At 73.6% G+C, this 26558-nt stretch carries 27 protein-coding genes and 1 riboswitch; of the genes, 20 read left to right on the top strand and 7 right to left on the bottom strand.

Annotated features, from left to right (window positions below; all coding sequences use genetic code 11):
• Positions 1–62: 62 nt before the first annotated feature.
• The 8 genes from ACFWI8_RS17600 to ACFWI8_RS17565 all read left to right on the top strand — a co-directional run bounded on the left by ACFWI8_RS17600 (position 63) and on the right by ACFWI8_RS17565 (position 8272).
• The gene (locus ACFWI8_RS17600; protein ID WP_387091901.1) at positions 63–2558 is read left to right on the top strand and encodes a sugar phosphate nucleotidyltransferase; all 2496 of its coding nucleotides are present in this window, start codon (positions 63–65) and stop codon (positions 2556–2558) included.
• 63 nt (positions 2559–2621) lie between these two features.
• Complete coding sequence (locus ACFWI8_RS17595; protein WP_387091898.1) at positions 2622–3518, top strand: DUF881 domain-containing protein; 897 nt, start codon at positions 2622–2624, stop codon at positions 3516–3518.
• 34 nt (positions 3519–3552) lie between these two features.
• The gene (locus ACFWI8_RS17590; RefSeq protein WP_387091895.1) at positions 3553–3885 is read left to right on the top strand and encodes a small basic family protein; all 333 of its coding nucleotides are present in this window, start codon (positions 3553–3555) and stop codon (positions 3883–3885) included.
• Between the two features lie 5 nt (positions 3886–3890).
• Positions 3891–4712: a DUF881 domain-containing protein gene (locus ACFWI8_RS17585; protein ID WP_387091893.1), complete on the top strand. Its 822-nt coding sequence runs from the start codon at positions 3891–3893 to the stop codon at positions 4710–4712.
• A gap of 282 nt (positions 4713–4994) precedes the next feature.
• Positions 4995–5576, top strand: a complete 582-nt coding sequence (locus ACFWI8_RS17580) for an FHA domain-containing protein (protein WP_387091891.1) — start codon at positions 4995–4997, stop codon at positions 5574–5576.
• Between the two features lie 77 nt (positions 5577–5653).
• Positions 5654–6124, top strand: a complete 471-nt coding sequence (locus tag ACFWI8_RS17575; protein WP_132818669.1) for a bifunctional nuclease family protein — start codon at positions 5654–5656, stop codon at positions 6122–6124.
• Positions 6125–6267: 143 nt separating this feature from the next.
• Positions 6268–6867, top strand: a complete 600-nt coding sequence (locus tag ACFWI8_RS17570; RefSeq protein WP_387091889.1) for a MerR family transcriptional regulator — start codon at positions 6268–6270, stop codon at positions 6865–6867.
• A gap of 49 nt (positions 6868–6916) precedes the next feature.
• Positions 6917–8272, top strand: a complete 1356-nt coding sequence (locus ACFWI8_RS17565; protein ID WP_387091886.1) for a DNA polymerase IV — start codon at positions 6917–6919, stop codon at positions 8270–8272.
• Here ACFWI8_RS17565 and ACFWI8_RS17560 read toward each other — a convergent pair.
• Positions 8269–8598 (bottom strand): PRC-barrel domain-containing protein, encoded by a 330-nt coding sequence (locus tag ACFWI8_RS17560; RefSeq protein ID WP_311594560.1) that lies wholly within the window; start codon positions 8596–8598, stop codon positions 8269–8271. The genes ACFWI8_RS17565 and ACFWI8_RS17560 overlap by 4 nt on opposite strands.
• Before the next feature lie 158 nt (positions 8599–8756).
• Positions 8757–8855, top strand: a riboswitch (glycine riboswitch).
• A gap of 178 nt (positions 8856–9033) precedes the next feature.
• Between ACFWI8_RS17560 and gcvP the strand changes: the two genes are divergently transcribed.
• Complete coding sequence (gcvP, locus tag ACFWI8_RS17555) at positions 9034–11931, top strand: aminomethyl-transferring glycine dehydrogenase (protein WP_387091883.1); 2898 nt, start codon at positions 9034–9036, stop codon at positions 11929–11931.
• A gap of 98 nt (positions 11932–12029) precedes the next feature.
• On the opposite strand, the gene ACFWI8_RS17550 is transcribed toward gcvP, so the two are convergent.
• On the bottom strand, positions 12030–12692 hold the full coding sequence (locus ACFWI8_RS17550; RefSeq protein WP_387091880.1) for a hypothetical protein: 663 nt from the start codon (positions 12690–12692) through the stop codon (positions 12030–12032).
• 327 nt (positions 12693–13019) lie between these two features.
• A complete protein-coding gene (locus ACFWI8_RS17545; protein ID WP_387091877.1) occupies positions 13020–13589 on the bottom strand; it encodes a hypothetical protein in 570 nt (189 codons plus the stop codon).
• Between the two features lie 269 nt (positions 13590–13858).
• Here ACFWI8_RS17545 and ACFWI8_RS17540 point away from each other — a divergent pair, with 269 nt between their 5' ends.
• Positions 13859–15352 carry a glutamate--cysteine ligase gene (locus ACFWI8_RS17540; RefSeq protein WP_387091874.1) on the top strand — a complete coding sequence of 498 codons (1494 nt, stop codon included), beginning with the start codon at positions 13859–13861 and terminating at the stop codon, positions 15350–15352.
• Positions 15353–15436: 84 nt separating this feature from the next.
• Entirely contained in the window at positions 15437–16237 is an 801-nt protein-coding gene (locus tag ACFWI8_RS17535) for a CPBP family intramembrane glutamic endopeptidase (protein WP_387091929.1), read from the top strand.
• A 38-nt stretch (positions 16238–16275) separates the two neighbouring features.
• Here the strand turns inward: ACFWI8_RS17535 and ACFWI8_RS17530 are convergent, their stop codons facing one another.
• Together ACFWI8_RS17530 and ACFWI8_RS17525 are read right to left on the bottom strand one after the other, a co-directional pair.
• A complete protein-coding gene (locus ACFWI8_RS17530; RefSeq protein WP_387091871.1) occupies positions 16276–17004 on the bottom strand; it encodes a DUF4232 domain-containing protein in 729 nt (242 codons plus the stop codon).
• A 132-nt stretch (positions 17005–17136) separates the two neighbouring features.
• Positions 17137–17802: a pyridoxamine 5'-phosphate oxidase family protein gene (locus ACFWI8_RS17525; protein ID WP_387091868.1), complete on the bottom strand. Its 666-nt coding sequence runs from the start codon at positions 17800–17802 to the stop codon at positions 17137–17139.
• Positions 17803–17866: 64 nt separating this feature from the next.
• Here ACFWI8_RS17525 and ACFWI8_RS17520 point away from each other — a divergent pair, with 64 nt between their 5' ends.
• The 5 genes from ACFWI8_RS17520 (at position 17867) to ung (ending at position 22044) form a co-directional block, all read left to right on the top strand.
• On the top strand, positions 17867–19198 hold the full coding sequence (locus tag ACFWI8_RS17520; RefSeq protein WP_387091865.1) for an aminotransferase class I/II-fold pyridoxal phosphate-dependent enzyme: 1332 nt from the start codon (positions 17867–17869) through the stop codon (positions 19196–19198).
• A 19-nt stretch (positions 19199–19217) separates the two neighbouring features.
• Positions 19218–20048, top strand: a complete 831-nt coding sequence (locus ACFWI8_RS17515) for a HipA family kinase (protein WP_387091862.1) — start codon at positions 19218–19220, stop codon at positions 20046–20048.
• The gene (locus tag ACFWI8_RS17510; protein WP_387091860.1) at positions 20045–20440 is read left to right on the top strand and encodes a DUF3037 domain-containing protein; all 396 of its coding nucleotides are present in this window, start codon (positions 20045–20047) and stop codon (positions 20438–20440) included. Before ACFWI8_RS17515 ends, ACFWI8_RS17510 begins: the two co-directional genes overlap by 4 nt.
• A gap of 90 nt (positions 20441–20530) precedes the next feature.
• Entirely contained in the window at positions 20531–21292 is a 762-nt protein-coding gene (fabG, locus tag ACFWI8_RS17505) for a 3-oxoacyl-ACP reductase FabG (protein WP_311594570.1), read from the top strand.
• An 80-nt stretch (positions 21293–21372) separates the two neighbouring features.
• A complete protein-coding gene (gene ung / locus ACFWI8_RS17500; protein WP_387091927.1) occupies positions 21373–22044 on the top strand; it encodes a uracil-DNA glycosylase in 672 nt (223 codons plus the stop codon).
• Positions 22045–22066: 22 nt separating this feature from the next.
• On the opposite strand, the gene ACFWI8_RS17495 is transcribed toward ung, so the two are convergent.
• Complete coding sequence (locus ACFWI8_RS17495; protein ID WP_387091857.1) at positions 22067–22483, bottom strand: DUF3224 domain-containing protein; 417 nt, start codon at positions 22481–22483, stop codon at positions 22067–22069.
• Between the two features lie 93 nt (positions 22484–22576).
• Between ACFWI8_RS17495 and ACFWI8_RS17490 the strand changes: the two genes are divergently transcribed.
• Complete coding sequence (locus ACFWI8_RS17490) at positions 22577–23539, top strand: helix-turn-helix transcriptional regulator (RefSeq protein ID WP_387091854.1); 963 nt, start codon at positions 22577–22579, stop codon at positions 23537–23539.
• A 103-nt stretch (positions 23540–23642) separates the two neighbouring features.
• Positions 23643–24545, top strand: a complete 903-nt coding sequence (locus ACFWI8_RS17485; RefSeq protein WP_387091851.1) for a Gfo/Idh/MocA family protein — start codon at positions 23643–23645, stop codon at positions 24543–24545.
• A 25-nt stretch (positions 24546–24570) separates the two neighbouring features.
• Here the strand turns inward: ACFWI8_RS17485 and ACFWI8_RS17480 are convergent, their stop codons facing one another.
• The gene (locus ACFWI8_RS17480) at positions 24571–24816 is read right to left on the bottom strand and encodes a hypothetical protein (protein ID WP_387091848.1); all 246 of its coding nucleotides are present in this window, start codon (positions 24814–24816) and stop codon (positions 24571–24573) included.
• Positions 24817–25015: 199 nt separating this feature from the next.
• Here ACFWI8_RS17480 and ACFWI8_RS17475 point away from each other — a divergent pair, with 199 nt between their 5' ends.
• A complete protein-coding gene (locus ACFWI8_RS17475) occupies positions 25016–25717 on the top strand; it encodes an aspartate/glutamate racemase family protein (protein WP_387091845.1) in 702 nt (233 codons plus the stop codon).
• A complete protein-coding gene (locus tag ACFWI8_RS17470) occupies positions 25714–26553 on the top strand; it encodes a sugar phosphate isomerase/epimerase family protein (protein ID WP_387091843.1) in 840 nt (279 codons plus the stop codon). The genes ACFWI8_RS17475 and ACFWI8_RS17470 overlap by 4 nt, the downstream gene beginning before the upstream one ends.
• The last annotated feature ends 5 nt before the right edge of the window (positions 26554–26558 follow it).

The following is a 26558-nucleotide window of genomic DNA, read 5'->3' as shown; positions in this document are numbered from 1 at the left end:
GGGCCCCTCCAGACGGGTGCGGTCGGTGTGACTGTCGACTCCCCAAGGAGGACACTTCCGATATGAAGGCCGTCGTAATGGCTGGTGGCGAAGGCACCCGGCTTCGCCCCATGACCGCGAGCATGCCGAAACCGCTGCTGCCCGTGGCCAACCGCCCCATCATGGAGCACGTGCTCCGGCTCCTGAAGCGTCACGGGCTCACCGAAACCGTGGTCACGGTGCAGTTCCTCGCTTCTCTCGTGAAGAACTACTTCGGGGACGGTGAGGAGCTCGGGATGGACCTCACCTACGCCCACGAAGAAAAGCCACTGGGTACGGCCGGAAGTGTGAAGAACGCCGAGGAGGCGCTCCGCAGCGACTCCTTCCTGGTGATCTCGGGTGACGCGCTCACCGACTTCGACCTCACCGATCTGATCCGTTTTCACCGCGAGCGCGGCGCGCTCGTCACCGTATGCCTCACCCGCGTTCCCAACCCCCTGGAATTCGGCATCACCATCGTCGACGACGACGGTCGCGTCGAACGCTTCCTGGAAAAGCCCACCTGGGGCCAGGTCTTCTCGGACACGGTCAACACCGGCATCTACGTGATGGAGCCCGAGGTTTTCGACTATGTCGAGGCCGATATCCCCGTGGACTGGTCGGGAGACGTCTTCCCCCGCCTGATGAAGGAGGGCAAGCCCATCTTCGGCTATGTCGCCGAGGGCTACTGGGAGGACGTCGGCACCCACGAGAGCTATGTGAAGGCCCAGGCCGACGTGCTCGAGGGCAAGGTGGACGTCGACATCGACGGCTTCGAGATCTCGCCCGGCGTGTGGATCGCCGAGGGCGCCGAGGTGCACCCCGACGCCAAGCTGCGCGGCCCGCTGTACGTCGGCGACTACGCGAAGATCGAGGCCGGCGCCGAGATCCGCGAACACACCGTCATCGGCTCCAACGTGGTCGTCAAGGCCGACGCCTTCCTGCACCGGGCGGTCGTCCACGACAACGTCTACATCGGCCCGCAGACCAACCTGCGCGGCTGCGTGATCGGCAAGAACACCGACGTGATGCGCGCCGCCAGGATCGAGGACGGCGCCGTCATCGGCGACGAGTGTCTGGTCGGCGAGGAGTCGATCGTCCAGGGCAACGTCCGGGTCTACCCGTTCAAGACCGTCGAGGCCGGCGCCTTCGTCAACACCTCGGTCATCTGGGAGTCGCGCGGCCAGGCCCAACTGTTCGGCGCTCGCGGCGTCTCGGGCATCCTCAACGTCGAGATCACCCCCGAGCTGGCCGTCCGGCTGGCCAGCGCCTACGCGACCACCCTCAAGAAGGGCTCCACGGTCACCACCGCCCGTGACCACTCCCGGGGCGCCAGGGCCCTGAAGCGCGCGGTGATCTCCGCGCTGCAGGCCAGCGCGATCGACGTCCGCGACCTGGAGAACGTGCCGCTGCCCGTGGCCCGACAGCAGACCGCGCGCGGCAGCGCCGGCGGCGTGATGATCCGCACCACCCCCGGCGTGCCCGACTCCGTCGACATCATGTTCTTCGACGAGCGTGGCGCCGACCTCTCCCAGGCCGGCCAGCGCAAGCTGGACCGCGTCTACGCCCGCCAGGAGTACCGCAGGGCCTTCCCCGGCGAGATCGGCGACCTGCGCTTCCCGGCCAGCGTCTTCGACGCCTACACCGGCTCGGTGCTGCGGGCAGTCGACACCACCGGGGTCGAGGAGTCCGGGCTCAAGATCGTGGTCGACGCCGCCAACGGCAGCGCCGGCCTGGTGCTGCCCAGCCTGCTCGGCCGGCTGGGCGTCGACGCCCTCACCATCAACCCGGGGCTCAACGAGGCGCGGCCCACCGAGACCGCGGAGGCGAGACGGGCGGGTCTCGTCCGGCTCGGCGAGATCGTCTCCTCGGCCCGCGCCGCCTTCGGCGTCCGCTTCGACCCGGTCGGTGAGCGCCTGTCGCTGGTCGACGAGCGGGGCCGGATCATCGAGGACCAGCGGGCCCTGCTGGTGATGCTCGACCTGATCGCCGCCGAACAGCGCAGCGGTCGGGTGGCGCTGCCGGTCACCACCACCCGCATCGCCGAGCAGGTCGCGGCGTACCACGGCACCCAGGTCGAGTGGACGACGACCTCGCCCGACGACCTGACCCGCGTCACCCACAAGGAGGGGTCGGTCTTCGGCGGCGACGGCCAGGGCGGCTTCATCGTGCCCGAGTTCTCCAGCGTGTTCGACGCCACGGCGGCCTTCGCGCGGCTGATCGGCCTGATCGCCCGCACCCAGCTGTCGCTCAGCCAGATCGACGCCCGCATCCCGCGCGCCCATGTCCTCAAGCGCGACGTGATCACCCCCTGGGCCATCAAGGGCCTGGTGATGCGTCGGGTCGTGGAGGCAGCCGGCGACAGGTCGGTGGACACCACCGACGGCGTGCGGGTGGTCGAGCCCGACGGCAGGTGGGTCCTGGTGCTGCCGGACCCCGCGGAGGCCGTCACCCACCTGTGGGCCGAGGGGCCCGACGACGCGACGGCCTCCGAGCTGCTCGACGAGTGGTCGGTGATCGTGGACAGCGCAGAACGCTGAGCCGGGGCCGGCCGGCCGGCCCCGTTTCGATCTCCGCGGGGGCGGCGTGCAATCATGCCCGCCATGCCACAGCAGGAGCCGGCCCCGCGCCGGCCGGTCCGCCCCGACGCCTCCATGTCGCTGCTGACCACCGTCATGGAGCACTCGCTCGACGCCGGGTACGCGCGGGCGGCGGCCAGGCGGCGCGCGGCGGGCGGGGCCCGGCCGGCGCACGGCGCGCGCACCCTGCGCGGCCGTCTGTGGCTGGCCGCCGGGCTCGCGCTGGCCGCCGCCGTGGTCACCCTGGGCGCCGCCCACGCCAGGGACGCCGCTCCCACCGTCGCCAGGGAGCGCGAGGAGCTGCTGGAGCGGGTCGAGGCCGGCACGGACGGTCTCGACCGGCTCCAGGGCGACGTCGACGCGCTGCGTGCCGACGTGGCCGCCAGGCAGCGCGCCGCCCTGCCGGACGACCACGCCGACCGGGCCGATCTCGTGGCCCTGCTCGCCGGGGCCACCGCCGTGTCGGGGCCCGGCGTCGAGCTCACCGTCGATGACGCGGAGGGCGCCGGCCAGGCGGCTCAGGGCGGCCTGGGGGACGGCGGCTTCGGTCAGGGCGGCCGGGTCCGTGACCGTGACCTCCAGTGGATCGTCAACGGCCTGTGGCAGGCCGGTGCCGAGGCCGTCTCCGTGAACGACCAGCGGCTCACCGCGCTGTCCGCGATCCGGGCCGCGGGCGACGCGGTGCTGGTGGACAACCGCCCGCTCGTCCCGCCCTACACCCTGCGCGCCGTCGGCGACGGGGAGGAGTTGGCCGCCGCCTTCGCCGCCGGCCCCGCGGGCAGCTACCTCCAGGTCCTCGCCGACGACTACGGCATCCGCTCCGCCACCGAGGTCCGCGACGAACTGCGGCTGCCCGCCGCCCCCAGCCTGACCATACGTTCGGCCAGTCCCGTGGGCTCGGCCGGATCAGTGACCGAGTGAACGAGACCGACCAAACAGGAGAAGGTAACCCGCAGTGATCGCCGTTCTGGGGCTCGTCCTGGGAGTCGTGGCCGGAGTACTCACCCGTCCCGTGGTGCCCACCGGCGTCGAACCGTACCTTCCGATCGCCGTGGTCGCCGCGCTCGACGCGGTGTTCGGCGGCGTCCGGGCGATGCTCGACGGGGTGTTCGACGACAAGGTCTTCGTGGTCTCCTTCCTGTCCAACGTCACGGTGGCCGCGCTGATCGTCTTCCTCGGCGACAAGCTGGGCGTCGGCGCCCAGCTCTCCACCGGCGTCGTGGTGGTCCTCGGGATCCGGATCTTCTCCAACACGGCGGCCATCCGCCGCCACGTCTTCGGGGCGTGAGGGCGATGAGGGACCCACAGCAGGACCCGCGGCAGGACCCACGGCGGGACTCGCGGCAGGAGCAGGAGCAGGAGCAGGAGCAGGAGCCGGCCGCCGCCGCGCCGGAGCCCGCGGGGGCGCGGGCGCTGCTCGACGCCCTGTGGCCGCCCCGCGTCACCCGAAGTCAACTGCTCGCCGCGGCGCTGCTCTTCGCCCTGGGGCTCGCCCTGGCCATCCAGGTGCGGGCCGCGAGCAGCGAGGAGACGGCGCTGCGCAACGCGCGCCCCGAGGACCTGGTCCGCATCCTCAGCGACCTGGAGGACCGCACCGCGCGCCTCGAGGACGAGCGGGCCGGTCTCGAGGAGCAGCGGTCCGACCTCGAGACCAGCTCCGACCAGGCCGAGGAGGCCCGCAGGCAGACCCTGGAGCGGGAGCGCCAGCTGGGCGTCCTGGCCGGCACCATGGCCGCGCAGGGGCCGGGGATCAGCCTGCGGATCAGCGATCCGCGGGGCGTCGTCGAGGCGGATATGCTGCTCGACGCGGTGCAGGAACTGCGTGCCGCCGGCGCCGAGGCGATCCAGATCAACGACGTGCGGATCGTGGCGGACACCTCCTTCGTGGACCACAACGGCGGGGTGCGCATCGACGGTGTGCCGGCCGGGGCGCCGTACCTGGTCTCGGCCATAGGCCGCCCGCAGGACCTGGAACCGGCGCTCAACATCCCCGGGGGAGTGGTGCAGTCCCTGGAGAACGAGGGGGCCGGTGTCACCATGGACCGCCCGGAGACCGTCGTGGTCGACGCCTTGCGGTCGGCCGAGCAGCCTGACTACGCTCAGTCGTCATCGTGACCTGAGGCGGCGTCAGGGGGGCGGCGGCCCGGTGTGGCGCTCGGTGAGGGAAACTGAACGGAGGCCGTGGACGTTGTCACGACGTTCGAATCGGCCGGTGATAGAAAATGGACCGCCCCGTCCCACCGACGGGTCGGGCTACGCGCGAGGGGATCGCTGGTGAGTTTTTTCGCTCGTTTGTTCGGCAGGCGTCAGAGCGGCAGCCACAGTGCCGCACGGGGCCGCGCCCGCCAGCATGGCGACACGCCAGCGTCGGCGTCCGGTGCCGAGCAGGGGCGCCCGTTGTTCCGTGACGAGGTCGCGGGGCCCGGCGGCATAGGCTCCCAGCCGGCGGCCGGTGGCGCGCCCTGCGGCCGTTGCGGCAGCCGCAACCCCGCGACCAGCCGGTTCTGCTCCAACTGCGGCAACGCGCTGCGCCCCGGCCTCGAGGGCTCCTCCGAGACCACGTCCACGATCTCCATCTCCGGGCTCGAGGCGTACGAGGCGGAGATCACGGGACAGCACCCGGCGCCCGCGCTCTCGGCCGAGGCCCAGGCGGCCGTCGACGCCCTCCCGGGCGGCTCGGCCCTGCTGATCGTCCGGCGCGGGCCGAACTCCGGCAGCCGCTTCCTGCTGGACGGCGACCTGACCACCGCCGGCCGTCACCCGCAGAGCGACATCTTCCTCGACGACGTGACGGTCTCCCGGCGCCACGTGGAGTTCCGGCGCCAGCCGGACGGCGGCTTCACGGTCAGTGACGTCGGCAGCCTCAACGGCACCTACGTCAACCGGGAGCCGATCGACTCCGTGGTGCTCACCAACGGTGACGAGGTGCAGATCGGCAAGTACCGGCTGGTTTTCTTCGTCGGAAGGCACGGATACTGACCGGCCGGGGGGCGTGCGCGGGCCGCATGGTGGTGCTCGACTATCCAAATGCCCCGGGCACGGCCTAGGGTTGCTGTGTGAATCAGCTCGACGTCGTGGGCGTGCGGGTGGAAATGCCCAACAACCAGCCCATCGTGCTTCTCCGTGAAGTCGGCGGTGATCGCTATCTCCCGATCTGGATCGGACCGGGAGAGGCGACCGCCATCGCGTTCGCCCAGCAGGGCATGACCCCTGCCCGGCCGCTGACGCACGACCTCTTCAAGAACGTGCTCGAGGCGGTGGGGCAGGAGCTCAGCGCGGTGCGGATCACCGACCTGCGGGACGGGGTCTTCTATGCCGAGCTCGTGTTCGCCAGCGGGGTCGAGGTCAGTGCCCGCCCGTCCGACGCCATAGCCCTCGCGCTACGCGTCGGAACGCCGATCTACGGCAGCGACGCGGTGCTCGACGACGCGGGGATCATCATCCCGGACGAGCAGGAGGACGAGGTGGAGAGGTTCCGCGAGTTCCTCGACCAGATCTCTCCGGAGGACTTCGGCACCAGCCAGTAGCGGCGCGTGGCGTTCGTTGACGCGCCGAGTGTGGATGCCTAGCTTCAATGGGGCATGTCTTGGGAGGAGCGCTGTGTGCGTGCTCATCGTGACAGCCGGTGAGCGACGAGGGCACAGTCGGGGCATGCGGAACGGAGGCCGGCGTGACAGGTAACGGCGACAGTAGAGCGGTCGGCGGGGTCTCCGCCCTCCCGGGCGCGCCGCCCAGGCCGGGACTTCGGCACTCGGTGGCCCCCCAGGGGCGGGGAAGGACCGAGGAGCTCGGATATCGCGGGCCCAGCGCGTGCGCGGCCGCCGGGATCACCTATCGCCAGCTCGACTACTGGGCCCGCACGGGTCTGGTGCAGCCCAGCGTGCGCCCGGCGCACGGCTCGGGCAGTCAGCGGCTCTACAGCTTCCGGGACGTGCTGGTCCTCAAGATCGTCAAGCGGCTCCTGGACGCCGGCGTCTCGCTGGGGAGCATCAGGACCGCGGTCCAGGCGCTGCGCGCCGCCGACCTGGCCGAGCTCGCGGGGATGACCCTGATGAGCGACGGCGCGGCCGTCTACCGCTGCGCGTCGCCCGACGACCTGGCGGAGCTGCTGCGCGGCGGCCGGGGCGTCTTCGGCATCGCGGTGGGCGCCGTCTGGGGAGACGTGGAGAGCGCGCTCGCCCAGCTGCAGGCCGAGCGGGTGGACACCGGGGAGGCCGTGCCGGCCGAGCACCCGGGGGACGAGCTCGCCCGCCGCCGCAACCGCGCCTGACCCACCCGCCAGGCCCTGACTGTCGGTGCCCTGCGGCACCATCGGTACCGTGAGAGGCCAGCCCAGCATCCTGCACCTCGACATGGACGCCTTCTACGCCTCGGTGGAGCAGGCGGCCAAGCCGAGCCTGCGGGGCAAACCGGTGATCGTGGGCGGTCTCGGCCCACGCGGCGTGGTCGCCACCGCCTCCTACGAGGCCAGGCGCTTCGGGGTGCACTCGGCGATGCCGATGGGGCAGGCCCGCCGGCTCTCGCCGCACGCGGCCTTCCTGGTGCCCAGGTTCGCCGTCTACCGGGAGATCAGCGAGCGGGTCATGGCCCTGCTCGGCGAGCTCTCGCCGCTCGTCGAGCCGCTGAGCCTGGACGAGGCCTTCGTCGACCTGGCGGCCGGCCCCGCCCCGCCCACTTCGTCCGCCGCCGCCCGCCGCGCCGGCGAGGGGCTGCGCGCCCGGATCCGGGCCGCCACCGGGCTCACCGGCTCCGTGGGCCTCGCCGGCTCCAAGATGCTCGCCAAGATCGCCTCCGAGCAGGCCAAGCCCGACGGCCTGCTGCTGATCGAGCCTGGCACCGAGCGGGAGCTGCTCGCCCCGATGCCGGTGCGCACCCTGCCGGGGGTCGGCCCGGCCACCGCGGAGACGCTGCGCCGCGCCGGCCTCGCCACCGTCGGGGACGCGGCCGAGGCGGGCGAGGCCGAGCTGCTGCGACTGCTGGGCAGGGCACACGGCCACGCGGTGCACGCGATGGCGCTCGGCCTGGACGACCGCGCCGTGGTGCCCGACCGGGACGCCAAGTCCATCTCCGTGGAGGACACCTTCGACACCGACGTCACGGACCGGGCCAGGATCAGGTTCGAGGTGGCGCGGCTCGCCGAGCGCTGTGTGGGCCGACTGCGCTCGGCGGCCAGATCGGGCCGCACCGTGGTGCTGAAGGCCAGACGGTACGACTTCACCACCCTGACCCGGTCCGAGACGTTGCGCGGCCCGACGGATGACCCGGTGGTGATCGCGGAGGCGGCGGGGAGGCTGCTGGAGGGCGTGGACACCACGGAGGGCGTGCGGCTGCTCGGTGTGGGCGTCAGCGGCCTGGCCGACTTCACCCAGGAGGACCTGTTCGCGCAGGCGACCCCGTCGGAGCCGACCGCGGGGGCGCCCGCGGTACCCCTCGCCGAGGAGCCGGTCGAGCGGCGCTGGCTCCCGGGCCTCGACGTGACCCACGCCCGGCACGGTCCCGGCTGGATCCAGGGCAGCGGGGTCGGCCGGGTCACGGTCCGCTTCGAGCGCCCCGGCTCACCGCCCGGCCGTGCTCGAACGTTTCGGCTCGACGATCCGGAGCTCACCCACTCGGATCCGTTGCCCCTGGTCACCGACGCGGACGCGGCAGCGGGCACCGTCCGGGGGCCTCGCTAGGTCCCGTCCTCCTGCGGCACGTCGAGGCCGTAGTGGTGGTAGAGCTGCAGCTCCTGCTCGGGGGAGAGGTGGCGGCCGACCCCGAAGTCGGGAGCGTCCCTGATCAGCGAGCGGTCGAACGGCACCCGCAGCGTGTCGCCCACCACCTCGCTCGGCTCCAGGGGGACGAACGCGTCCCGGCTGAAGATCCCGGTCCGCACGGCCGCCCACTCGGGAGCCCCGGTCGCGTCGTCGAGGTAGACCTCGTCCACGGTGCCGATCTTGGTGCCTTCGCGGTCGAACGCCTTGCGGCCGATCAGGCTGCGTGGGTCGATGTCGATCTGCATGGTTCCTCCCGCTGCTCCCCGCACCTCCGGAACCCATCCGGAAAGGGAACGCCACCTCCTACGAAAGGGCACAAACCGGCGGTCGGCCAGTCGAGCGCCGGGCGGCCGCACGGGACGTACGGGCCAGGACGTCCGCTGGTAGGCTCGAAGGCGGTTGACGACCCCGCGCGGGAGAGTCCCGCCGTCGAGCGGACGGCGGGCGCCGAAGGAGCAAATCCTCCCCGGAATCTCTCAGGCCCACGTACCGTGCGAGCGAAACCACTCTGGAAAGCAGGGCGACCACCGGTCGTCCTCACCGACGGTGCAAGCCGGGCACGCGGGTGCCGGGCGAAGCTCTCAGGTCCGGGCGACACGGCCGGATGACAGAGGGGGAGGCCGGTCGGGCAGCGCCGCCCGAACCCCCGAGGTCGCCGCGACCAGGAGGAGCCTCCACCCATGACCGTCCCCCGCACCCCGCTCACCGAACTCGAGCGTGGCACCCCGTTCGCTGCCCGGCACATCGGTCCCGACGCCGCCGACCAGGCCAAGATGCTGGCCCAGGTCGGCTTCGGCTCGCTGGACGAGCTGACCGCCGCCGCCGTGCCCGAGGCCATCCGCAGCGTCGGCGCGCTCCGCCTGCCGGACGCCGGGAGCGAGGCCGAGGTCCTCGCCGAGCTGCGCGCGCTGGCCGAGCGCAACACCGTGCGGCGCTCGATGATCGGCCTCGGCTACCACGGCACCTTCATCCCGCCGGTGATCCTCCGCAACGTCCTGGAGAACCCGGCCTGGTACACCGCGTACACGCCGTACCAGCCGGAGATCTCCCAGGGCCGTCTCGAGGCGCTGCTCAACTTCCAGACCGTCGTCGCGGACCTCACCGGCCTGCCCACGGCCGGCGCCTCGCTGCTCGACGAGGGCACCGCGGCCGCCGAGGCGATGGCCCTGGCCCGGCGGGTCGGCAAGGTCAGGGACGGCGTCTTCCTCGTCGACGCCGACTGCCTGCCGCAGACCGTCGCCGTCGTGCGCACCAGGGCCGAACCCACCGGCGTCGAGGTGGTGGTCGCCGACCTCGACGACGGCATCCCCGCGGAGCTCGCCGAGCGCGGCGTGTTCGGCGTGCTGCTCCAGTACCCGGGGGCCTCCGGCGCCGTGCGCGACCACCGGGCGCTGATCGAGCGGGCGCACGAGCTGGGCGCCGTGGTCACCGTCGCGGCCGACCTGTTGGCCCTCACCCTGCTCACCTCGCCCGGCGACCTGGGCGCCGACATCGCCGTCGGCTCCAGCCAGCGTTTCGGCGTGCCCATGGGCTTCGGCGGTCCGCACGCCGGCTACATGGCCGTCCGCGACGCCTACGCCCGCAGCCTGCCGGGTCGTCTCGTGGGCGTCTCGCGGGACGCCGATGGCCGGCCCGCCTACCGGCTCGCGCTCCAGACCAGGGAGCAGCACATCCGCCGCGAGAAGGCCACCAGCAACATCTGCACCGCCCAGGTGCTGCTGGCCGTGATGGCCGGCATGTACGCGGTCTACCACGGCCCCGAGGGGCTCGCCGCGATCGCCCGGCGCACCCACCGGTACGCCGCGCTGTTGGCCGCCGGACTGCGCGCCGGTGGCGTGGAGATCACGCACGACGCCTTCTTCGACACGGTCACCGCCCGCGTGCCGGGCCGGGCCGCCGAGATCGCGGCGGCCGCCCGCGCGGCCGGGGTCAACCTGCGCGAGACCGACGCCGACCACCTCGGCATCGCCTGCGACGAGACCACCACCCGGGCCGACCTGGCGGCCGTCTGGGGCGCCTTCGGGGTGCCCGCGGACGCCGCGGGCATCGAGGCGCTGGACGCGACCACCCCGGACGCCCTGCCGGAGGCGCTGCTGCGTGGTGACGACTACCTCACCCACCCGGTCTTCCACGAGCACCGCTCCGAGACCGCGATGCTGCGCTACCTGCGCCGGCTCGCCGACCGCGACTACGCGCTCGACCGGGGCATGATCCCGCTGGGCTCCTGCACCATGAAGCTCAACGCCACCGCGGAGATGGAGCCGATCACCTGGCCGGAGTTCGCCGAACTGCACCCGTTCGCGCCCGCCGAGCAGGCCGCCGGCTACCTGACCCTGATCCGGGAACTCGAGGACCGGCTGGCCGAGATCACCGGTTACGACCGGGTCTCGCTGCAGCCGAACGCGGGCTCCCAGGGCGAGTTGGCCGGACTGCTCGCGGTGCGCGCATACCACCGCGCCAACGGCGAGCCCGGGCGCACCGTCTGCCTGATCCCCTCCTCGGCGCACGGCACCAACGCGGCGAGCGCCGTGATGGCCGGCATGCGGGTGGTGGTCGTCGCCACCGGCGAGAACGGCGACGTGGACGCGGCCGACCTGCGGGCCAAGATCGAGGCGCACCGCGACGAGTTGGCGGTGCTCATGGTCACCTACCCGTCCACGCACGGCGTGTTCGAGGAGGACATCGCGGCCATCTGCGCCGCGGTCCACGAGGCCGGCGGGCAGGTCTACGTCGACGGTGCCAACCTCAACGCGCTGGTCGGCCTCGCCAAGCCGGGGCACTTCGGCGCCGACGTCTCGCACCTCAACCTGCACAAGACCTTCTGCATCCCGCACGGCGGCGGTGGCCCGGGCGTCGGTCCGGTCGCCGTCCGTGCCCACCTGGCGCCCTACCTCCCCGGCCACCCGCTCCAGCCGGCCGCCGGGCCCGCGGGCGGCGGCATCGGCCCGATCGCGGCCGCCCCCTGGGGCTCCGCCGGCATCCTGCCGATCTCCTGGGCCTATCTGCGGCTGATGGGCGCCGAGGGGCTGCGGCGCGCCACCCAGGTCGCCGTGCTCGGCGCCAACTACGTCGCCAAGCGCCTGGAGCCGCACTACCCGGTGCTGTACACGGGCCCGGGCGGCCTGGTGGCGCACGAGTGCATCATCGACGTCCGGCCGCTGACCAAGGCCACCGGCGTCACCGTGGACGACATCGCCAAGCGGCTCATCGACCACGGCTTCCACGCGCCGACCATGTCGTTCCCGGTGGCCGGCACGCTGATGATCGAGCCCACCGAGAGCGAGGACCTGGCCGAACTCGACCGTTTCTGCGAGGCGATGATCGCCATCCGCGCCGAGATCGACCGGGTCGGGGCGGGGGAGTGGCCGAAGGACGACAACCCGCTGCGCAACGCGCCCCACACCGCCCAGCAGTTGGCCGGCGACTGGCCCCACCCGTACTCGCGGGCCGAGGCCGCGTACCCCGCCGACGGCGGCCAGCGTGACAAGTACTGGCCGCCGGTGCGCCGCATCGACGGCGCCTTCGGCGACCGCAACCTGGTCTGCTCCTGCCCGCCGGTCGCGGAGTACGCGGGCTGACGCTGACTCATGGCACCGCCGCATGCTGTCAATACGACGGCCCCGCCGGGGACTCCCCGGTGGGGCCGTCGTGTCACGAACGGGGGTGACCGCGAGGGTCAGTCGATGACCTCGTAGATGTTGAACCTTTCCCACGAGCCGGACGGCTCGGCGGAGCGGGCGCGCAGCAGGTACTGGAGAGTGCCACCGTAGCCGTTCTCCATGGCGACCCACTGGCCGTTCAGCGTGGACCGGATCGCGAACTCGAAGGTCTCGGCGTCCTGGAAGAGCTCGAACCGCTCCCAGCCGCCGACGCTCGCCGAGCGGGCACGCAGCATGTTCTGCCGCTCGCCCGTGAGGTTCCTCTCGACCGCGACGTAGAGGCCGTTGGCCCGCGACCGCATCGCGAACGTGCCGGTGGCATCGTCCCAGACGAAGTCGAACTCCTCCCACGCTCCGAAGACGCCCTGGGAGCGGGCGCGCAGGAGGCCGGTGTTCGGGGCCGGGTAGCTCATCTCCGTGGCGACGAAGTTCCAGTTGCGGACCGACTCGATGGCCAGGCGCTCCTCGACGACCACGTCCTGGGCGGTGAACCCGGAGTCCGCCTGCCCCGCCGGCGCGGCCAGCGTGGACCCGGCCAGGGCCTCCGCCAGCTCGGCCTCGCTGTCGATCCTCTCCCACCCCTCCGACACGGCGGCGGGCGTCGCGGCCGGCGAGGCCGCGGTGGCCGTGGTCGGCGCGCCCAGTGCGAAGGCGGCCAGCAGGCCGCCCGTACATGCCATGACTGCGATCTTGCGTCTCACGTTCATCCCTCTGTCAGCCACGGGCTGGTCACCATTCCCCCCGCCCGTGAGCACCAAGTCGAACTCCTGGTGGAATTCTGGGACATGACGTGATCACCGTCGCGCCGCTTTCGACGTGTTCACCTGTCTGTCGACGTGTCTTCCCCCTCTCGTCGCCAGCCGGTTGCGCTGCCATCGCTGGCGCGGTGGTGGTGTTGACCGACTCGGCCGGCGACCGGCCACCCCCGATGGGCGGCCGGTCGGTCTCTGCTCGCGGGGGCTGAAGAACGGTTCCGGCCTTGCGTGCCCCCGGCCGCCGACGAGCCGCTAGCTCGCCAGGCCCAGCGGTGCCACCCGGCTGGTCACCAGTGGCAACAGCGCGTCCGTGCGCACCGGGCGGTCGGCCGCGATGCCGGGCGGCGCCGGCGCGAGCGGCACCAGCAGGTCGTCCGGCAGCGGGTCGCCGGCGGTCGGCTCGGCCTCCAGGTCGGCGTGCAGCCAGAGCGTCAACATGTACAGCTCGGGGATGGAGAGCAACCTGGGCTGGTACGGCGTCGGCAGGGCCTCGGCCAGCCGCACGGCCCGCTCGGTCGACGCGATGAACGGTCCCTCGAGGAAGTGGGAGAACTCCCAACCGTCCGCCGTGAACGCGGTCTCGGCCGCGCCCACGGTCCGGCCGTCACGCTCCAGCAGGAAGCGCCAGCCGGTCAGCCCGGCACGCGGCGGCTCGGTGAGCGAGGAGACCGGCGTCAACCGGTGCAGGGGTAGCGGGAGCACCAGCCGGGGAGTCTCCCCGAGGAGGTGTGCTGGCACCGGGGTCCGTGCGGTGCCCGGGTGCAGCGCGGTGCGGACGGACTGTTCGGCCGTGGCCGGGGCCGAGGGGATACGCAGGGGCATGATGGGTCGCCTCTCGCTTTGGAGTAGGTCGCCTCTGGAATGGGAGACACGCCATCGGCTATTTTATACCGGGCATGTTCTCGCCGTGTTTCGGCTAGCCGCCCCCGGATGTTTCGGCAAGGGGGAAATCGGACGCCGCCGAGCAGTTTCGACCGCCGAATATTCCGGAGGAATATGCCGGATTCCGCCCCCGGGGGCCCGTCGGTCCTGGTTCCCCGGCCCGTGGCGTGGGCAGGATCGTGGCACCGCTCGACGGAGGAGGTGCCCCCATGGGGGAGAAGTTCGTCGCCGACCGCTTCGACCTGGCCGCCCGTCAGGAGTACCGCGCCAGGCTGAACGACTGCCTGACGGCGTTGGCGAGGATGCTGCGCGAGGAGCGCTTCGAAGGGCCGCGCGACCTGATCGGCCTCGAGGTCGAACTGTCCATGGCGGATTCCGGCGGTTCGCCGCGAATGGTGAACGACGAAGTGCTCGCCCGAATGGCCACCAACGATTTCCAGTCGGAGCTCGGGCAATTCACCATCGAGCTCAATATGCCACCGCGGCGACTCTTCGGCAGGGTTTTCGACGATCTGGCCGAAGAACTGCGCATCGCGATCGGCTATGCCGACCGAATGGCCGGCGAATTCGGCGCGGGCCTCGTGCTCACCGGGGTGCTGCCGACCATCACCCCGGAGGAGGTGGCCCCGGGCTCCCTGTCCCCGGGCGACCGCTACACCCTCCTCAACGACCAGATCCTGGCCGCCAGGGGCGAGGCCATCCTGCTCGACATCGCCGGCGCCGAGAGCCTGACCCACTCCTTCGACTCGATCGCCGCCGAGGCGGCCTGCACCTCCGTCCAGTTCCACCTCCAGGTCACCCCCGACCGGTTCGCCGACACCTGGAACGCCGCCCAGGCCACCACCGCCGCGCAGATCGCCGTCGGCGCCAACTCGCCCTTCGTCTTCGGCCACGAGCTCTGGCAGGAGTCACGCCCCCAGCTCTTCCTCCAGGCCACCGACAGCCGCCCACCGGAGCTCGCCGCGCAGGGCGTGCGCCCGCGCGCCTGGTTCGGCGAGCGCTGGATCGACTCCGTGCTCGACCTGTTCGAGGAGAACGTCCGCTACTACCCGGCGCTGCTCCCGCTCCGCGACGAGGAGGACCCGCTCGCCGTCCTCGACGCCGGCGGAGTGCCCAGGCTCGGCGAGCTGGCGCTGCACAACGGCACCGTCTACCGCTGGAACCGGCCGGTGTACGACGTGGCCGACGGCGTGCCGCACCTGCGGGTGGAGAACCGCGTGCTCTCCACCGGGCCCACGGTCACCGACGTCGTCGCCAACGCCGCCTTCTACTACGGCCTGGTGCGCGCGCTCGCGGACCAGCGGGAACCGGTGTGGCGGCGGCTGCCGTTCGCCGCCGCCGAGGCGAACTTCCAGGCGGCCTGCCGGCACGGCATCGACGCCGAGTTCACCTGGCCGTCCGAGGACGGCGCCGCCCTGGTCAGGCAGCCCGCGCACCGGCTGATAGGCGAGCGGCTGCTGCCGCTCGCCGAACGGGGTCTGGAGGCCGCCGGCGTGGCGGCGCCCGACCGCGAGCAGTACCTCTCCGTCATCGCGGAGCGGTGCCGGCGTCGGGTCACCGGCGCGGGCTGGCAGACTCGGACCTACCACCAACTGGTGGCCAGTGGAGCTGACCGGTCGACCGCGCTGCGCGAGCTCGTCCGGCGATACTGCGATCTGGCGCGCACGGACGCCCCCGTGCACAGCTGGCCGGCCGGCGTCTGAGCCGCCGGCGGCGGCCCGGGCCGGCGTCCGCGACGCCGGACGGGAGGCCAAGTGGCGTTGAAGCCGGACGGCGAGGGCACGGCGATCCAGGCGCCGGCGACCGGGGCCGGTGCGGGGCTCGGCCGGCGCGTGGCGCGGGACGAGCTGCTGCTGGTGCTCGCGCTCTCGCTCGGTGCCAGCGCGGTGAGCGCGCTGATCAGCTTCACCGGGGTGCTGACCCGCCCCGGCGGCCTCGGCGACCACGCCGCCAACCTGAACTCCTCCCGCGCCCCCGACCGGCCCTGGCTCGACCTCGCCTGGCAGCTGTTCGGCATCGCCACCGCGCTGGTGCCAGTGCTCCTCGTGGCGCACCTCCTCTCCCGGGAGGGCGGCTTCCGACCGGGCTCCGGGCTGCGGGTCATCGGCTTCGACGCCGCCCGGCCGCGCTTCGACCTGGCCTGGGGGGCCGTGGTGGCGGCCGGCATCGGCGGCTCGGGGCTGATGCTCTACCTCGGAGCACACGCGGCCGGCGCCAGCCTCACCGTCGTCCCCGAGTCGCTGCCCGAGGTCTGGTGGAAGTTCCCGGTCCTGATCCTCTCCGCGATCCAGAACTCCGTCGTGGAGGAGGTGATCGTGGTGGGCTTCCTGCTGCTGCGGCTCGAGCGGCTCGGCTGGTCGCCGACCGGGGCGCTGGTCGGCAGCGCGGTGCTGCGCGGCACCTACCACCTGTACCAGGGGATCGGCGGCTTCTTCGGCAACGTCGCGATGGGCGTGATCTTCGTCTGGCTGTACCGGCGGTGGGGACGGGTGATGCCGCTGGTGGTGGCCCACGCGCTGATCGACATCGTGGCCTTCGTCGGCTACGCGCTCCTCGCCGGCCGGGTGGACTGGCTGCCCACGGCGTAGCCGGACCCGGGCGGGCCCGGCCACGCCGCATCCGGTGGCTACTCCGCCGGGCCGCTGCCGACGGCCAGCGGCAGGGCCTCGATCCGGCCGGCGCCGCAGACCTGGCCGAGCTCCCAGTCGGCCGGCGTGGCCGACTCCTGGTCGGGCGGGATCACCTCGAGCCTGGACGGATCGGGGCCGCAGGTGCCGTCCGCCGGGTCGTCGTCGCCGGCCACCACCGTCCAGTGCAGCTGCGCCCAGGCGCTGGCGCCCGGCTCGATGGTGAGCTGGCTCGGCTGCCGAGAGTCGTCCCTGACCGTGGTGGTGGGGATCGCGTCGCCGTCGCCGGTCTCCAGCGCGAGCCCCGGCCAACCCTGTGTGCGGCAGGCGGTGTCCGAGGTGTTGGTGAGCACCAGGGCCGCGTAGCGCTGGCCCGCGGCGGCGTTGAGCGGGCTGAGGGAGGCCGCGAGCGCGTCGGTGGCGCACCAGCCGGGGGCGGCCGCCCGCGCCGAGCCCTCGTCGTCGGCCGAGCCGTCCTCCGGCTCCGCCTCCCGCTGCCCGTCGCCCGCCTCGGCGGCGGAGTCGGAGTCCGGGGCGGAATCGGAACCGGAATCGGGATCGGTGTCCGGCAGGGTTCGGGCCTCCTCGCCGCCGGGCGAGCTCTCGCCCGCCTGGGAGTCGGCGGCCGCGTTGCCGTCCTGTGCCGTGTCGTTGGACCCGCCGCAGGCGGCGAGGGCGAGAACGCCGAGGGTGATGACTGCTGCCGAGCGGAGCGGACGAATGGCCACGATCGCCTCCGAGTGTGGGGAGTTCGGCCGGTTGTGGGGGGTGGGCGCCGGGTGGGCGCCGCGCGGGTTTGGACGCCCGCGCGGCGAGCCGGGTTCCCGTCCGCCGTCTTCCCTATACCCCGCCGGGGCTCCTCACCCGGTGAGGCGCGCCAGATAGGCGGGCGCCATGCCCTCTCCCGCCGGCTCCGGCGGCCCGTACGCGGTGCGCGTGGGGAGCACTCCGCTCCAGTGGGGCAGGTCCCGGTCCTCAGGGTCGTCGTTGGGGCCGCCGGTGCGCACCTTGACCGACACCTCGGCAAGGTCGAGCTCGAGCAGCGCGGTGGCGGCCAACTCCCTGGCGCTGGGCGGCCGGCAGTCCGCGGCCCGGCCCGGCACCACCTGGTCGACGACCGCGTCCAGCACCCGGCGCTTGACGGCCTCCTCGGTCACCGGCCTGGCGAGGCCGTGCACCACCACGGAGCGGTAGTTGACGGAGTGGTGGAAGGCCGACTTGGCCAGCACCAGGCCGTCCAGGTGGGTCACGGTCAGGCAGACCGGCAGGCCCTGGGGCTCCTCGGCCGCCGACCGTACCGGGCGGGAGCCGGTGGACCCGTGCACGTAGAGCCGCTCACCGAGCCGCGCGTAGAGGGTGGGCAGCACCACGGGCCCGCCGTCCCTGACGAAGCCCAGATGGCACAGGTAGCCGTCGTCCAGGACGCGGTGCACGAGATCCCGGTCGTAGGACACCCGGTCGCGTGCCCGGGTGGGGGTGGTGCGCGGGGTCCGCGGGTACGCGGGGGCGCTGTCGATGGCCGCCACGGTGGCCTCCTCGGTCGCTCGCTTCGACTTGCGAAAGGGTATGCATTAGTGCAAAATCTTTCTTGTGCTAGGAGATTATCGGATCGAGGGGCGGCGCGCCGCCGAGATTTCCGCCAGCGTCGAGCGCGGGGTCAGCAGCGGCGACCTGGTGCCCGGCCAACCGCTGCCCTCGCTGCGCGAGCTGGCCGACCAGCTGGGGGTCAACCCGAACACGGTGGCGGCCGCCTACCGCACCCTGCGGGACCGCGGCGTCGTGGAGACCGCGGGTCGTCGTGGCACCCGGGTGCGGGCCCGCCCGGCCAGCACCCCGCGCGACGCCATCGCCGTCGAGGTGCCGCCCGGCGTCCGCGACCTCTCCCAGGGCAACCCGGACCCGGCGCTGCTGCCGCCGCTCGGCCCCGCCCTGGCCGCGGCGGCGGAGCGCGCCGAGCGCTCGCCCATGCTCTACGGCGGGCCGCCGGTCGCCGCCGAGCTGGCCCGCGTCGCCAGGGCCGCCCACGACCGGGACGGCGTCCCCGCCGGGCCGCTCACCGTCACCTCGGGCGCGCTCGACGCCGTCGAGCGGGTCCTCAGCGCCTGGCTGCGGCCCGGTGACGCGGTGGCCGTCGAGGATCCCGGCTGGGGCAGCCTGCTCGACCTGGTCGCGGCGCTCGGCCTGCGGCCGGTGCCGGTGCCGGTGGACGACGAGGGGCCGCTCGCCGGCGCGGTCGGCCGGGCGCTGCGCGGCGGCGCCCGCGCGATCGTCGTCACCTCCCGCGCCCAGAACCCGACGGGCGCCGCCGTGTCGGCCGCCCGGGCCGCGGAGTTGCGCGCCGAGCTCGCCGCGCACCCGGACGCGCTGCTCGTCGAGGACGACCACGGCCACGGCATCGTCGACCTGCCCTACCACTCGCTGGCCGGCGGCAGCGTCCGCTGGGCCCTGGTCCGCTCCAACGCCAAGGCGTTCGGGCCCGACCTGCGGCTCGCCGTCTGCACCGGCGACCCGGTCACGATCGACCGGGTCCAGGGCCGGCTGCGGCTCGGCCCCGGCTGGGTCAGCCACCTGCTGCAGGACGCGGTCGCCGAGCTGTGGCGCGACCGGGGGGAGGCCGTCGCCGCGTCCGCCCGCCGCTACGACGAGTGCCGCGACGCCCTGCTGCGCGCCCTCGCCGACCGTGGGGTCGCCGCCCACGGCCGCAGCGGGCTCAACGTCTGGGTGCCCGTGCCCGACGAGACCGCCGCCATCACCCGCCTGCTGCGCGCCGGTTGGGCGGCGGCGCCGGGCGCCAGATTCCGGATCGCCGCCCCGCCAGGGTTGCGGCTCACCGTCTCCCCGCTGGCCGCGGCCGACGTGGAGCCGCTGGCCGCCGCGGTCGCGGCCGCCGTCCGCCCCCCGGCCGTCCGGCGCTACGACTAGGGCCGGATAGCCTGGGGCGGTGCTCCGCGAAACCTGCGCCATCCGCTATGTGACCCCCCTCAGGGAGGGGGGTTCGTTGCCCGGGATCGTCGAGGCCGACGACCTCGGCACCTATGTCATGAAGTTCACCGGCGCCGGGCAGGGCCGCAAGTCCCTGGTGGCCGAGGTGATCTGTGGAGAGCTGGCCCGCCGCCTCGGGCTGCGGGTGCCCGAGCTGGTCAGGATGCGCCTCGACCCGGTGATCGGGCGGGCCGAGCCCGACCAGGAGGTGCAGGAGCTGCTGAAGGCCAGCGGCGGGCTCAACCTCGGCATGGACTACCTGCCGGGCTCCATCGGCTTCGACCCGCTGGCCTACCGGGTGGACGCGGCCCAGGCCGGCCGGATCGTCTGGTTCGACGCCCTGGTCAACAACGTCGACCGCTCCTGGCGCAACCCCAACCTGCTGGTGTGGCACGGCGACCTCTGGCTGATCGACCACGGCGCGGCGCTGATCTGGCACCACAACTGGCCGACCGCGACCGCCTCCGCAGCCCGCGGCTACGACGCCTCCGACCACGCCCTCGCCCCCTTCGGCCCGGATCTCGCCGCGGCCGCCGCGGAGTTGGCCCCGCGGGTCACCCCGGAGCTGCTGGCCGAGGTGCTGGCCCAGGTGCCCGACGAGTGGCTGGCCGACGAGCCGGGCTTCGCCACCCCGGACGAGCTGCGCGCGGCCTACGCCGGCATCCTGGCCGAGCGCGCCACCACCATCGGAGAGCGCCTCACGGTCGGCGCCCCGACGCCGGACCGCCCGTCCCAGGCCCCCGGCTGGCTCACCGGCCGTCCCGACCAGCCGAGCGGAGCCGCCCGATGAGCGCGCCACACGAGGGACGTGAGGTCTTCGAGTACGCCCTGCTGCGGGTCGTCCCCCGGATGGAGCGCGGCGAGACGATGAACGCGGGCGTCCTCCTGTACTGCCGGGCCGCCTCGTTCCTGGCCGCCCGCGTCCACCTCGACACCGACCGGCTGCTGGCCCTCGACCCCGACGCCGACGTGGCCGGCGTGCGGGCCGCGCTGTGCGCCGCCGAGCGGGTCTGCCACGGCGGCCCGGGGGCCGGCCAGGCCGCCGGCGAGGACCCGGGCCGCCGCTTCCGTTGGCTGATCGCCCCGCGCAGCACGGTCGTCCAGCCGGGCCCCGTGCACTCGGGGCTCACCGCCGACCCCTCGGCCGAGCTCGACCGGCTGCTCGACGTGCTGGTCCGTTGACAGTCGGTGCCGCCCCTTCTACCGTCGCCCCTGCGCTCGTTACCAACGAGTAGCGCCCGGTAGCCCACTCGACGGCGAGGAGAAGCCACCATGTCCACCACCGAGCAGCGCGTCGCCATCGTCACGGGGGCGGCTCGAGGCATCGGCGCCGCCACCGCCGTCCGGCTCGCCGCCGAGGGCCGGGCCGTCGCCGTGCTCGACCTCGCCGAGGAGAGCTGCGCCGACACCGTCGCCGAGATCACCGCCGCCGGTGGGCGCGCGCTGGCGGTCGGCTGCGACGTCGCCGACGCCGAGGCGGTGGACCGCGCCGTCGCCCGGGTCGCCGACGAGCTCGGCCCGCCGGTGATCCTGGTCAACAACGCCGGGGTGCTGCGGGACAACCTGCTCTTCAGGATGAGCGAGTCGGACTGGGACACCGTGATGAACGTCCACCTGCGCGGCGCCTTCCTGATGTCGAGGGCCTGCCAGAAGCACATGGTGGACGCCGGCTTCGGCCGCATCGTCAGCCTGTCGTCGAGCTCCGCGCAGGGCAACCGGGGACAGGCCAACTACTCGGCGGCCAAGGCCGGTCTGCAGGGCTTCACCAAGACCCTCGCCATCGAGCTCGGCAAGTTCGGCGTCACCGCCAACGCCGTCGCCCCCGGGTTCATCGTCACCGACATGACGGCCCAGACGGCCGCCCGGGTCGGCGCGACCTTCGAGGACTTCCAGCGGGCCGCCGCCGAGTCGATCCCGGTGCGGCGCGTCGGCCGCCCGGAGGACGTCGCCGGCGCCATCGCCTACCTCACCGGCGACGCGGCCGGCTTCGTGTCGGGCCAGGTCCTCTACGTCGCGGGCGGCCCTCTGGACTGAGGTGCCCGCTGTCAGCGGCTGCCGGTACGTTTTCCGCGACAACTGATCGCGAACCCTCGGAGGTTGACGACGTGACCGGCATGCTGCCCGAGTCCTGGCAGGGCGTTCTCGGCGAGGAGCTCGACAAGCCCTACTTCAAGGAGCTCACCGAGTTCGTCGAGGAGGAGCGGGCCAGGGGGCCGGTGTACCCGCCGCGCGAGGAGGTGTTCGCCGCCCTGGCCGCCACCCCCTTCGAGAAGGTCAAGGTGCTGATCCTCGGCCAGGACCCGTACCACGGCGCGGGCCAGGGCCACGGCCTGTGCTTCTCGGTGCGCCCCGGCGTCCGCGTCCCACCCTCGCTGCGGAACATCTACAAGGAGCTGCACGCCGAACTCGGGCACCCCGTCCCGGACAACGGCTACCTGATGCCCTGGGCCGAGCAGGGCGTGCTCCTGTTGAACGCGGTGCTCACCGTCCGGGAGGCCGAGCCCAACTCCCACAAGGGGCGCGGCTGGGAGAAGTTCACCGACGCGGTGATCCGCGCCGTGGTGGCCCGCGAGGATCCGGCGGTGTTCGTGCTGTGGGGCGCGTACGCCCGCAAGAAGCTGCCGCTGATCGACACCGGGCGGCACGCCGTGGTGGAGGGCGCGCACCCCTCGCCGCTGTCCGCCAAGAAGTTCCTCGGCTCCCGTCCCTTCAGCCAGATCGACGCGGCCGTCGCCGCCCAGGGGCACGAGCCGATCGACTGGCGGATCCCCGACCTCGGGAAGTGAGGGGCGGGGGCGCGCCCGTCGGTCAGGCCGGCTCCTGGTCGAAGGTGTAGGGGATGTCCTTCGCGCCGGGCTCGGCGGTGAAGGCGCCCGTGCCGCGCAGCCCGGCGAGTTCGCCGCTGCCGGAGCCGGGCAGCACCTCGAACGAGCAGCGCACGACGCCGCCCTCGTCGAAGGTGCCCCACTCCCGGAGCGTGAAGGTGCCGGCGCGTCCGGCCACCGTGCCCTCGCACCGCTCGTAACCGGTGAACGAGCCCGTGCCGTCGGCCGCGTAGGAGATGGCGTACACGCAGGCCGTGGCCGCCGCCTCGATGGCGCCGGTGAACGTGTTGACGACGGTCGCCGTGGCCAGTCGGGCCCCGCCCTCGACGCCGGCCACGACGGTCTCCTGCCAGTCCTTGTAGGTGAAGCTCCCGGTGGTGGGCGTGCTGGTGCCGGTCATGACGTGCTCCTCGATGGGCGTGGTGCGTTGACGTGACCCACCCTGGCCGCCGTACCTGACATCTTCTGTCAGGTACGGCGGCACAATGGGGGCGTGCGCGCCGACCGACTCCTGACGACCCTGCTCCTGCTGCAGAACCGCGGCCGACTGACCGCGCCGCAGCTCGCCGCCGAGCTCGAGGTGTCGGTCCGCACCGTCTACCGCGACATCGAGGCGCTGGCCGCCTCGGGCGTCCCGGTCTACGCCGAGCGCGGCCCGGCCGGCGGCTTCCGGCTGCTCGACGGCTACCGCACCCGGCTCACCGGCCTCACCGGCGAGGAGGCCGACTCGCTCGCGCTCGCCGGCATGCCGGCCGCCGCCGCCGAACTCGGCCTCGGCGCCGACCTGGCCACCGCCAGCCTCAAGCTGGCGGCCGCGCTCCCCGCCGAGCTCGGCGAGCGCGCCCGCCGCGTCCAGGAGCGCTTCCACCTGGACGCCCCCGGCTGGTTCCGCGACGCCGACCCCGTGCCCTTCCTCGCCCAGGTCGCCGCGGCCGTCTGGGAGGGCAGCCGGTTGCGGGTCAGGTACCGCCGCTGGCGGGGCGAGGTGGACCGTGACCTCCACCCGCTCGGCCTGGTCCTGAAGGGCGGCATCTGGTACCTGGTCGCCGCCGTCGACGGCACGCCCCGCACCTACCGGGTCTCCCGGCTGCTGGCCGTCGAGCCCCTGGGCCAGCCGGTCGCGCGGCCCGCCGACTTCGACCTGGCCGACTACTGGGCCGGCTCCGCCCGGGCCCTGGAGGCCGCCCGCTACCAGGGCGAGGCCCGGCTGCGCGTCTCACCACGCGGCCGGCGGCTGATGCCGATGATGTTCGGCGCCGCGGGTGCCCGCGCCGTCCGGGAGGCCGGGCCCGCCGACCGGGACGGCTGGGCCGAACTGACCCTGCCCGTCGAGGCGGTCCCGGTCGCCGTCACCGACCTGCTCAGGCTCGGCGCGGAGGCCGAGGTGCTCAACCCGCCCGAGCTGCGCGCCGCCCTGGCCGCGACCGTCCGCGAGCTGGCCGACCGCTACCGGTGAACCGCTCGCCGGCGCCCGCCGCGTAAGCTGCCCGTCCACGGCGGCGGTCCCGACCGCGGGCAGCCGCACCACGGGCGACAGCCACACCACCAGGGGGACAGGCGTGAAGGTCGGCGTGATCGGTCTCGGCGACATCGCCCACAAGGCGTACCTGCCCGTGATCACCACCCAGCCCGGAGTGCGACCGCTGCTGCACACCCGCAGCCCCGCCACCCTGGCCCGCGCCGCCCGCACCCACCGCGTCCCCGAAGAGCACTGCCACGCCGACCTGGACGGGCTGATCGCCGCCCGCCCCGACGCCGCCTTCGTGCACGCCCCCACCCACGCGCACCCGGCGATCGTCGGCCGGCTGCTCGCCGCGGGGATACCCACCTATGTCGACAAACCGCTCGCCTCGGAGCTCGGCGCCGCCCAGCGGCTGGTCGACCTCGCCGAGCGGGGCGGGGTCTCCCTGGCCGTCGGCTTCAACCGCCGGCACGCGCCCGCCTACGCCCACTGCCTGGAGCACCCCCGCGACCTGATCGTGCTCCAGAAGCACCGCAGGTCGCTGCCCGAGGACCCGCGGCACACCGTCTTCGACGACTTCATCCACGTCGTCGACACCCTGCGCTTCCTGGCGCCGGGCCCCGTCGACCGGGTCGGCGTCACGGCCCGGGTGCGCGACGGGCTGCTGCACCACGTGGTGCTCCAGCTCTCCGGCGACGGCTTCACCGCGATCGGCGCGATGAACCGGGTCTCGGGCTCGGCCGAGGAGATCCTGGAGATCTCCGGGCAGGACAGCAAACGGGAGGTGCGCGACCTGGCCGAGATCACCGACCACAAGGGCCAGCCGAGCGTCAGGCGCCGCGGCGACTGGGTGCCGGTCGCCCGGCAGCGCGGCATCGAACAGGCGGTGGTGGCCTTCCTCGACGCCGTGCGCGCCGGTCGCACGCTCAGCGCCCGCGACGCGCTGCGCTCCCACGAACTGTGCGAGCGGGTAGTGCGCGTCGCGCTCGATCAGGACTGAACCCGGCGGGCCCTCCTCGACGCCGTCAGGTCACGCTGATCGCGCCCGTCACCACCGCGAACGGGACATAGGCCAGCGAGACGGGGATCCCCCAGCGCAGGGCGTGGCGGTGGAAGTCGCCGAGCTCCGTCCTGACGAGGCCGAGCAGCACCCACAGCGGGGCCGAGGTGGGGCCCATCATGTGGAGGATCTGGCCGATGGCGCCGGCGCGGGCGATCTCGTTGGGGTCGGTGCCGTAGTGCGCGGCGGACTCGGCGAGTACCGGGATCATCCGGGAAACCGGTTAACCGATAGACCGCTAGGGGTAACCCGACGGCCGCCCGGTGCGTCAATAGCCGAGAGATGCCGCGTTCGCGGTGACGTCCCTGAGGCTGTTGAACAGCCGGTTGACCGGTTGACCAGAACTCTCTACAGTGGCGGCGCGGCGACGGCAGAGCCCGGGGCGCCGCCCACCGAAGAGGGGAAGCCAGGTGAGTGCACGCCATCCGGTGATCGCCATGATCCACGCCGTGTCGGCGGGGGCCAGCGTCGCGGGCAGCGCCTTCGCGCGGGAGTTCCCCGAGGCGCGCCCGTGGAACCTGCTGGACGACCGGCTCCTGGACGACGCCCGCGCGGAGGGCGGCCTCACCAGAGCCCTCCACCGCAGAATGCTCCGCCTCATCGCCCACGCGGTGCGCGGCGGCGCCGACGGTCTGCTGCTCACCTGTTCCTCATACGGGGACGTGGTGGACACGGCCCGCACGCTGTGGGACGTGCCCATGCTCAAGGCCGACGAGGCGATGTTCAGGACCGCGCTCGCCGGCCCCCACGACCGGCTCGCGGTGGTCGCGTCCACCCCACCCGCCGTGCCGGCGGCCGTCGCACAGCTGACGGCGCTGGCCCCCCGGATCCGGCCGGACCGGCCGGTGGAGATCGTGACCGCGCTCAGCGAGCGGGCGGCCACCGCCGAGAGTCCGGAGGAGACCGCCCGGCACCTGGCCTACTCGCTCCGGTCGGACGGGGCGGGCCCCGCCCCCGTGGTGCTGCTCGCGCAGTACTCGCTCGCCCCGGCGGGTCCCCGACTCTCCGAGTCGCTGGGGGTACCGGTGCTCGACGGGGCCGGCGCCGCCGCCAGGGAACTGCGCGGCCGGCTGCTCGGCGGCGTGCCGGAGCCCGCCGGAGCGGCCTCGTGACCGCCGGACCGCCGTTGTGGCCGCTGGTCTACACCGTCTCCACCGACGACTGCCACGCGCCGGTGCCGCTCGGCTTCCTGGCGCCGCTGGCCGAAGCCGCCGCCCAACTCGCCGAGTTGGGCTACGACGGCGTCGAGGTGCAGGTGCGCGACGTCGACGCGCGGGACGCGCGGGCGTTGGCGAAGGCCGTCGAGACCCCGGGCCTCCGGGTGTTCGCGCTGGCCACCGGGCCGATCGCCACGCAGGACCGGCTCACCCTCACCGACCCCTCGCCCGACGTGCGCCGCCACGCGCTCGACCGGTTGCTTGGCGCCGCCCGGCTCGCCGCGGCGCTCGGCGTCCCGCTCACCCTGGGCCAGACCCGCGGCACGTTCCTGCGCGGTCTCGAGGACATCCAGCGCCACTGGGCCGAAACGGCCGTTCAGCACCTCGCCGAGGAGGTGGCCGCGCTCGGCGGCACGCTGCTGCTCGAACCGCAGTGCCGGGAGAACACCTCGCTGTGGCACACCCCGGAGGAGGCGCTTGCCTTCGCGGCCAGCCTCAGCTGCCGGACGGGCCTCGCCCTCGACACCCACCACCTGGCGCGCGAAGGGCTCGACCCGATCGCGGCCGCCCGCGACCACGCCAGGGCCACCCACTGCCTGCAACTCGCCGCCGCCACCGGCCGTGGCCCGCTGCCCCTGGGCGACCTGAGACTCCCGCCCCTGCTGCGGGCGCTGTGGGACGCCGGCTTCACCGGCTGGCTGACCCTGGAACACACCCAGGAGGGTGGCAGCCCCCTGGCCGCCGCCCGCTCCTGGACGGCCCTGCACGACGCTGCGGGCACGCCGGCGTGACCCAT

This window comes from Streptomyces sp. NPDC127098, assembly GCF_042722465.1.
Taxonomy (GTDB): Bacteria; Actinomycetota; Actinomycetes; order Streptomycetales; family Streptomycetaceae; genus Streptomyces; species Streptomyces millisiae.
This window is presented reverse-complemented; position numbering and strand designations above follow the sequence as displayed.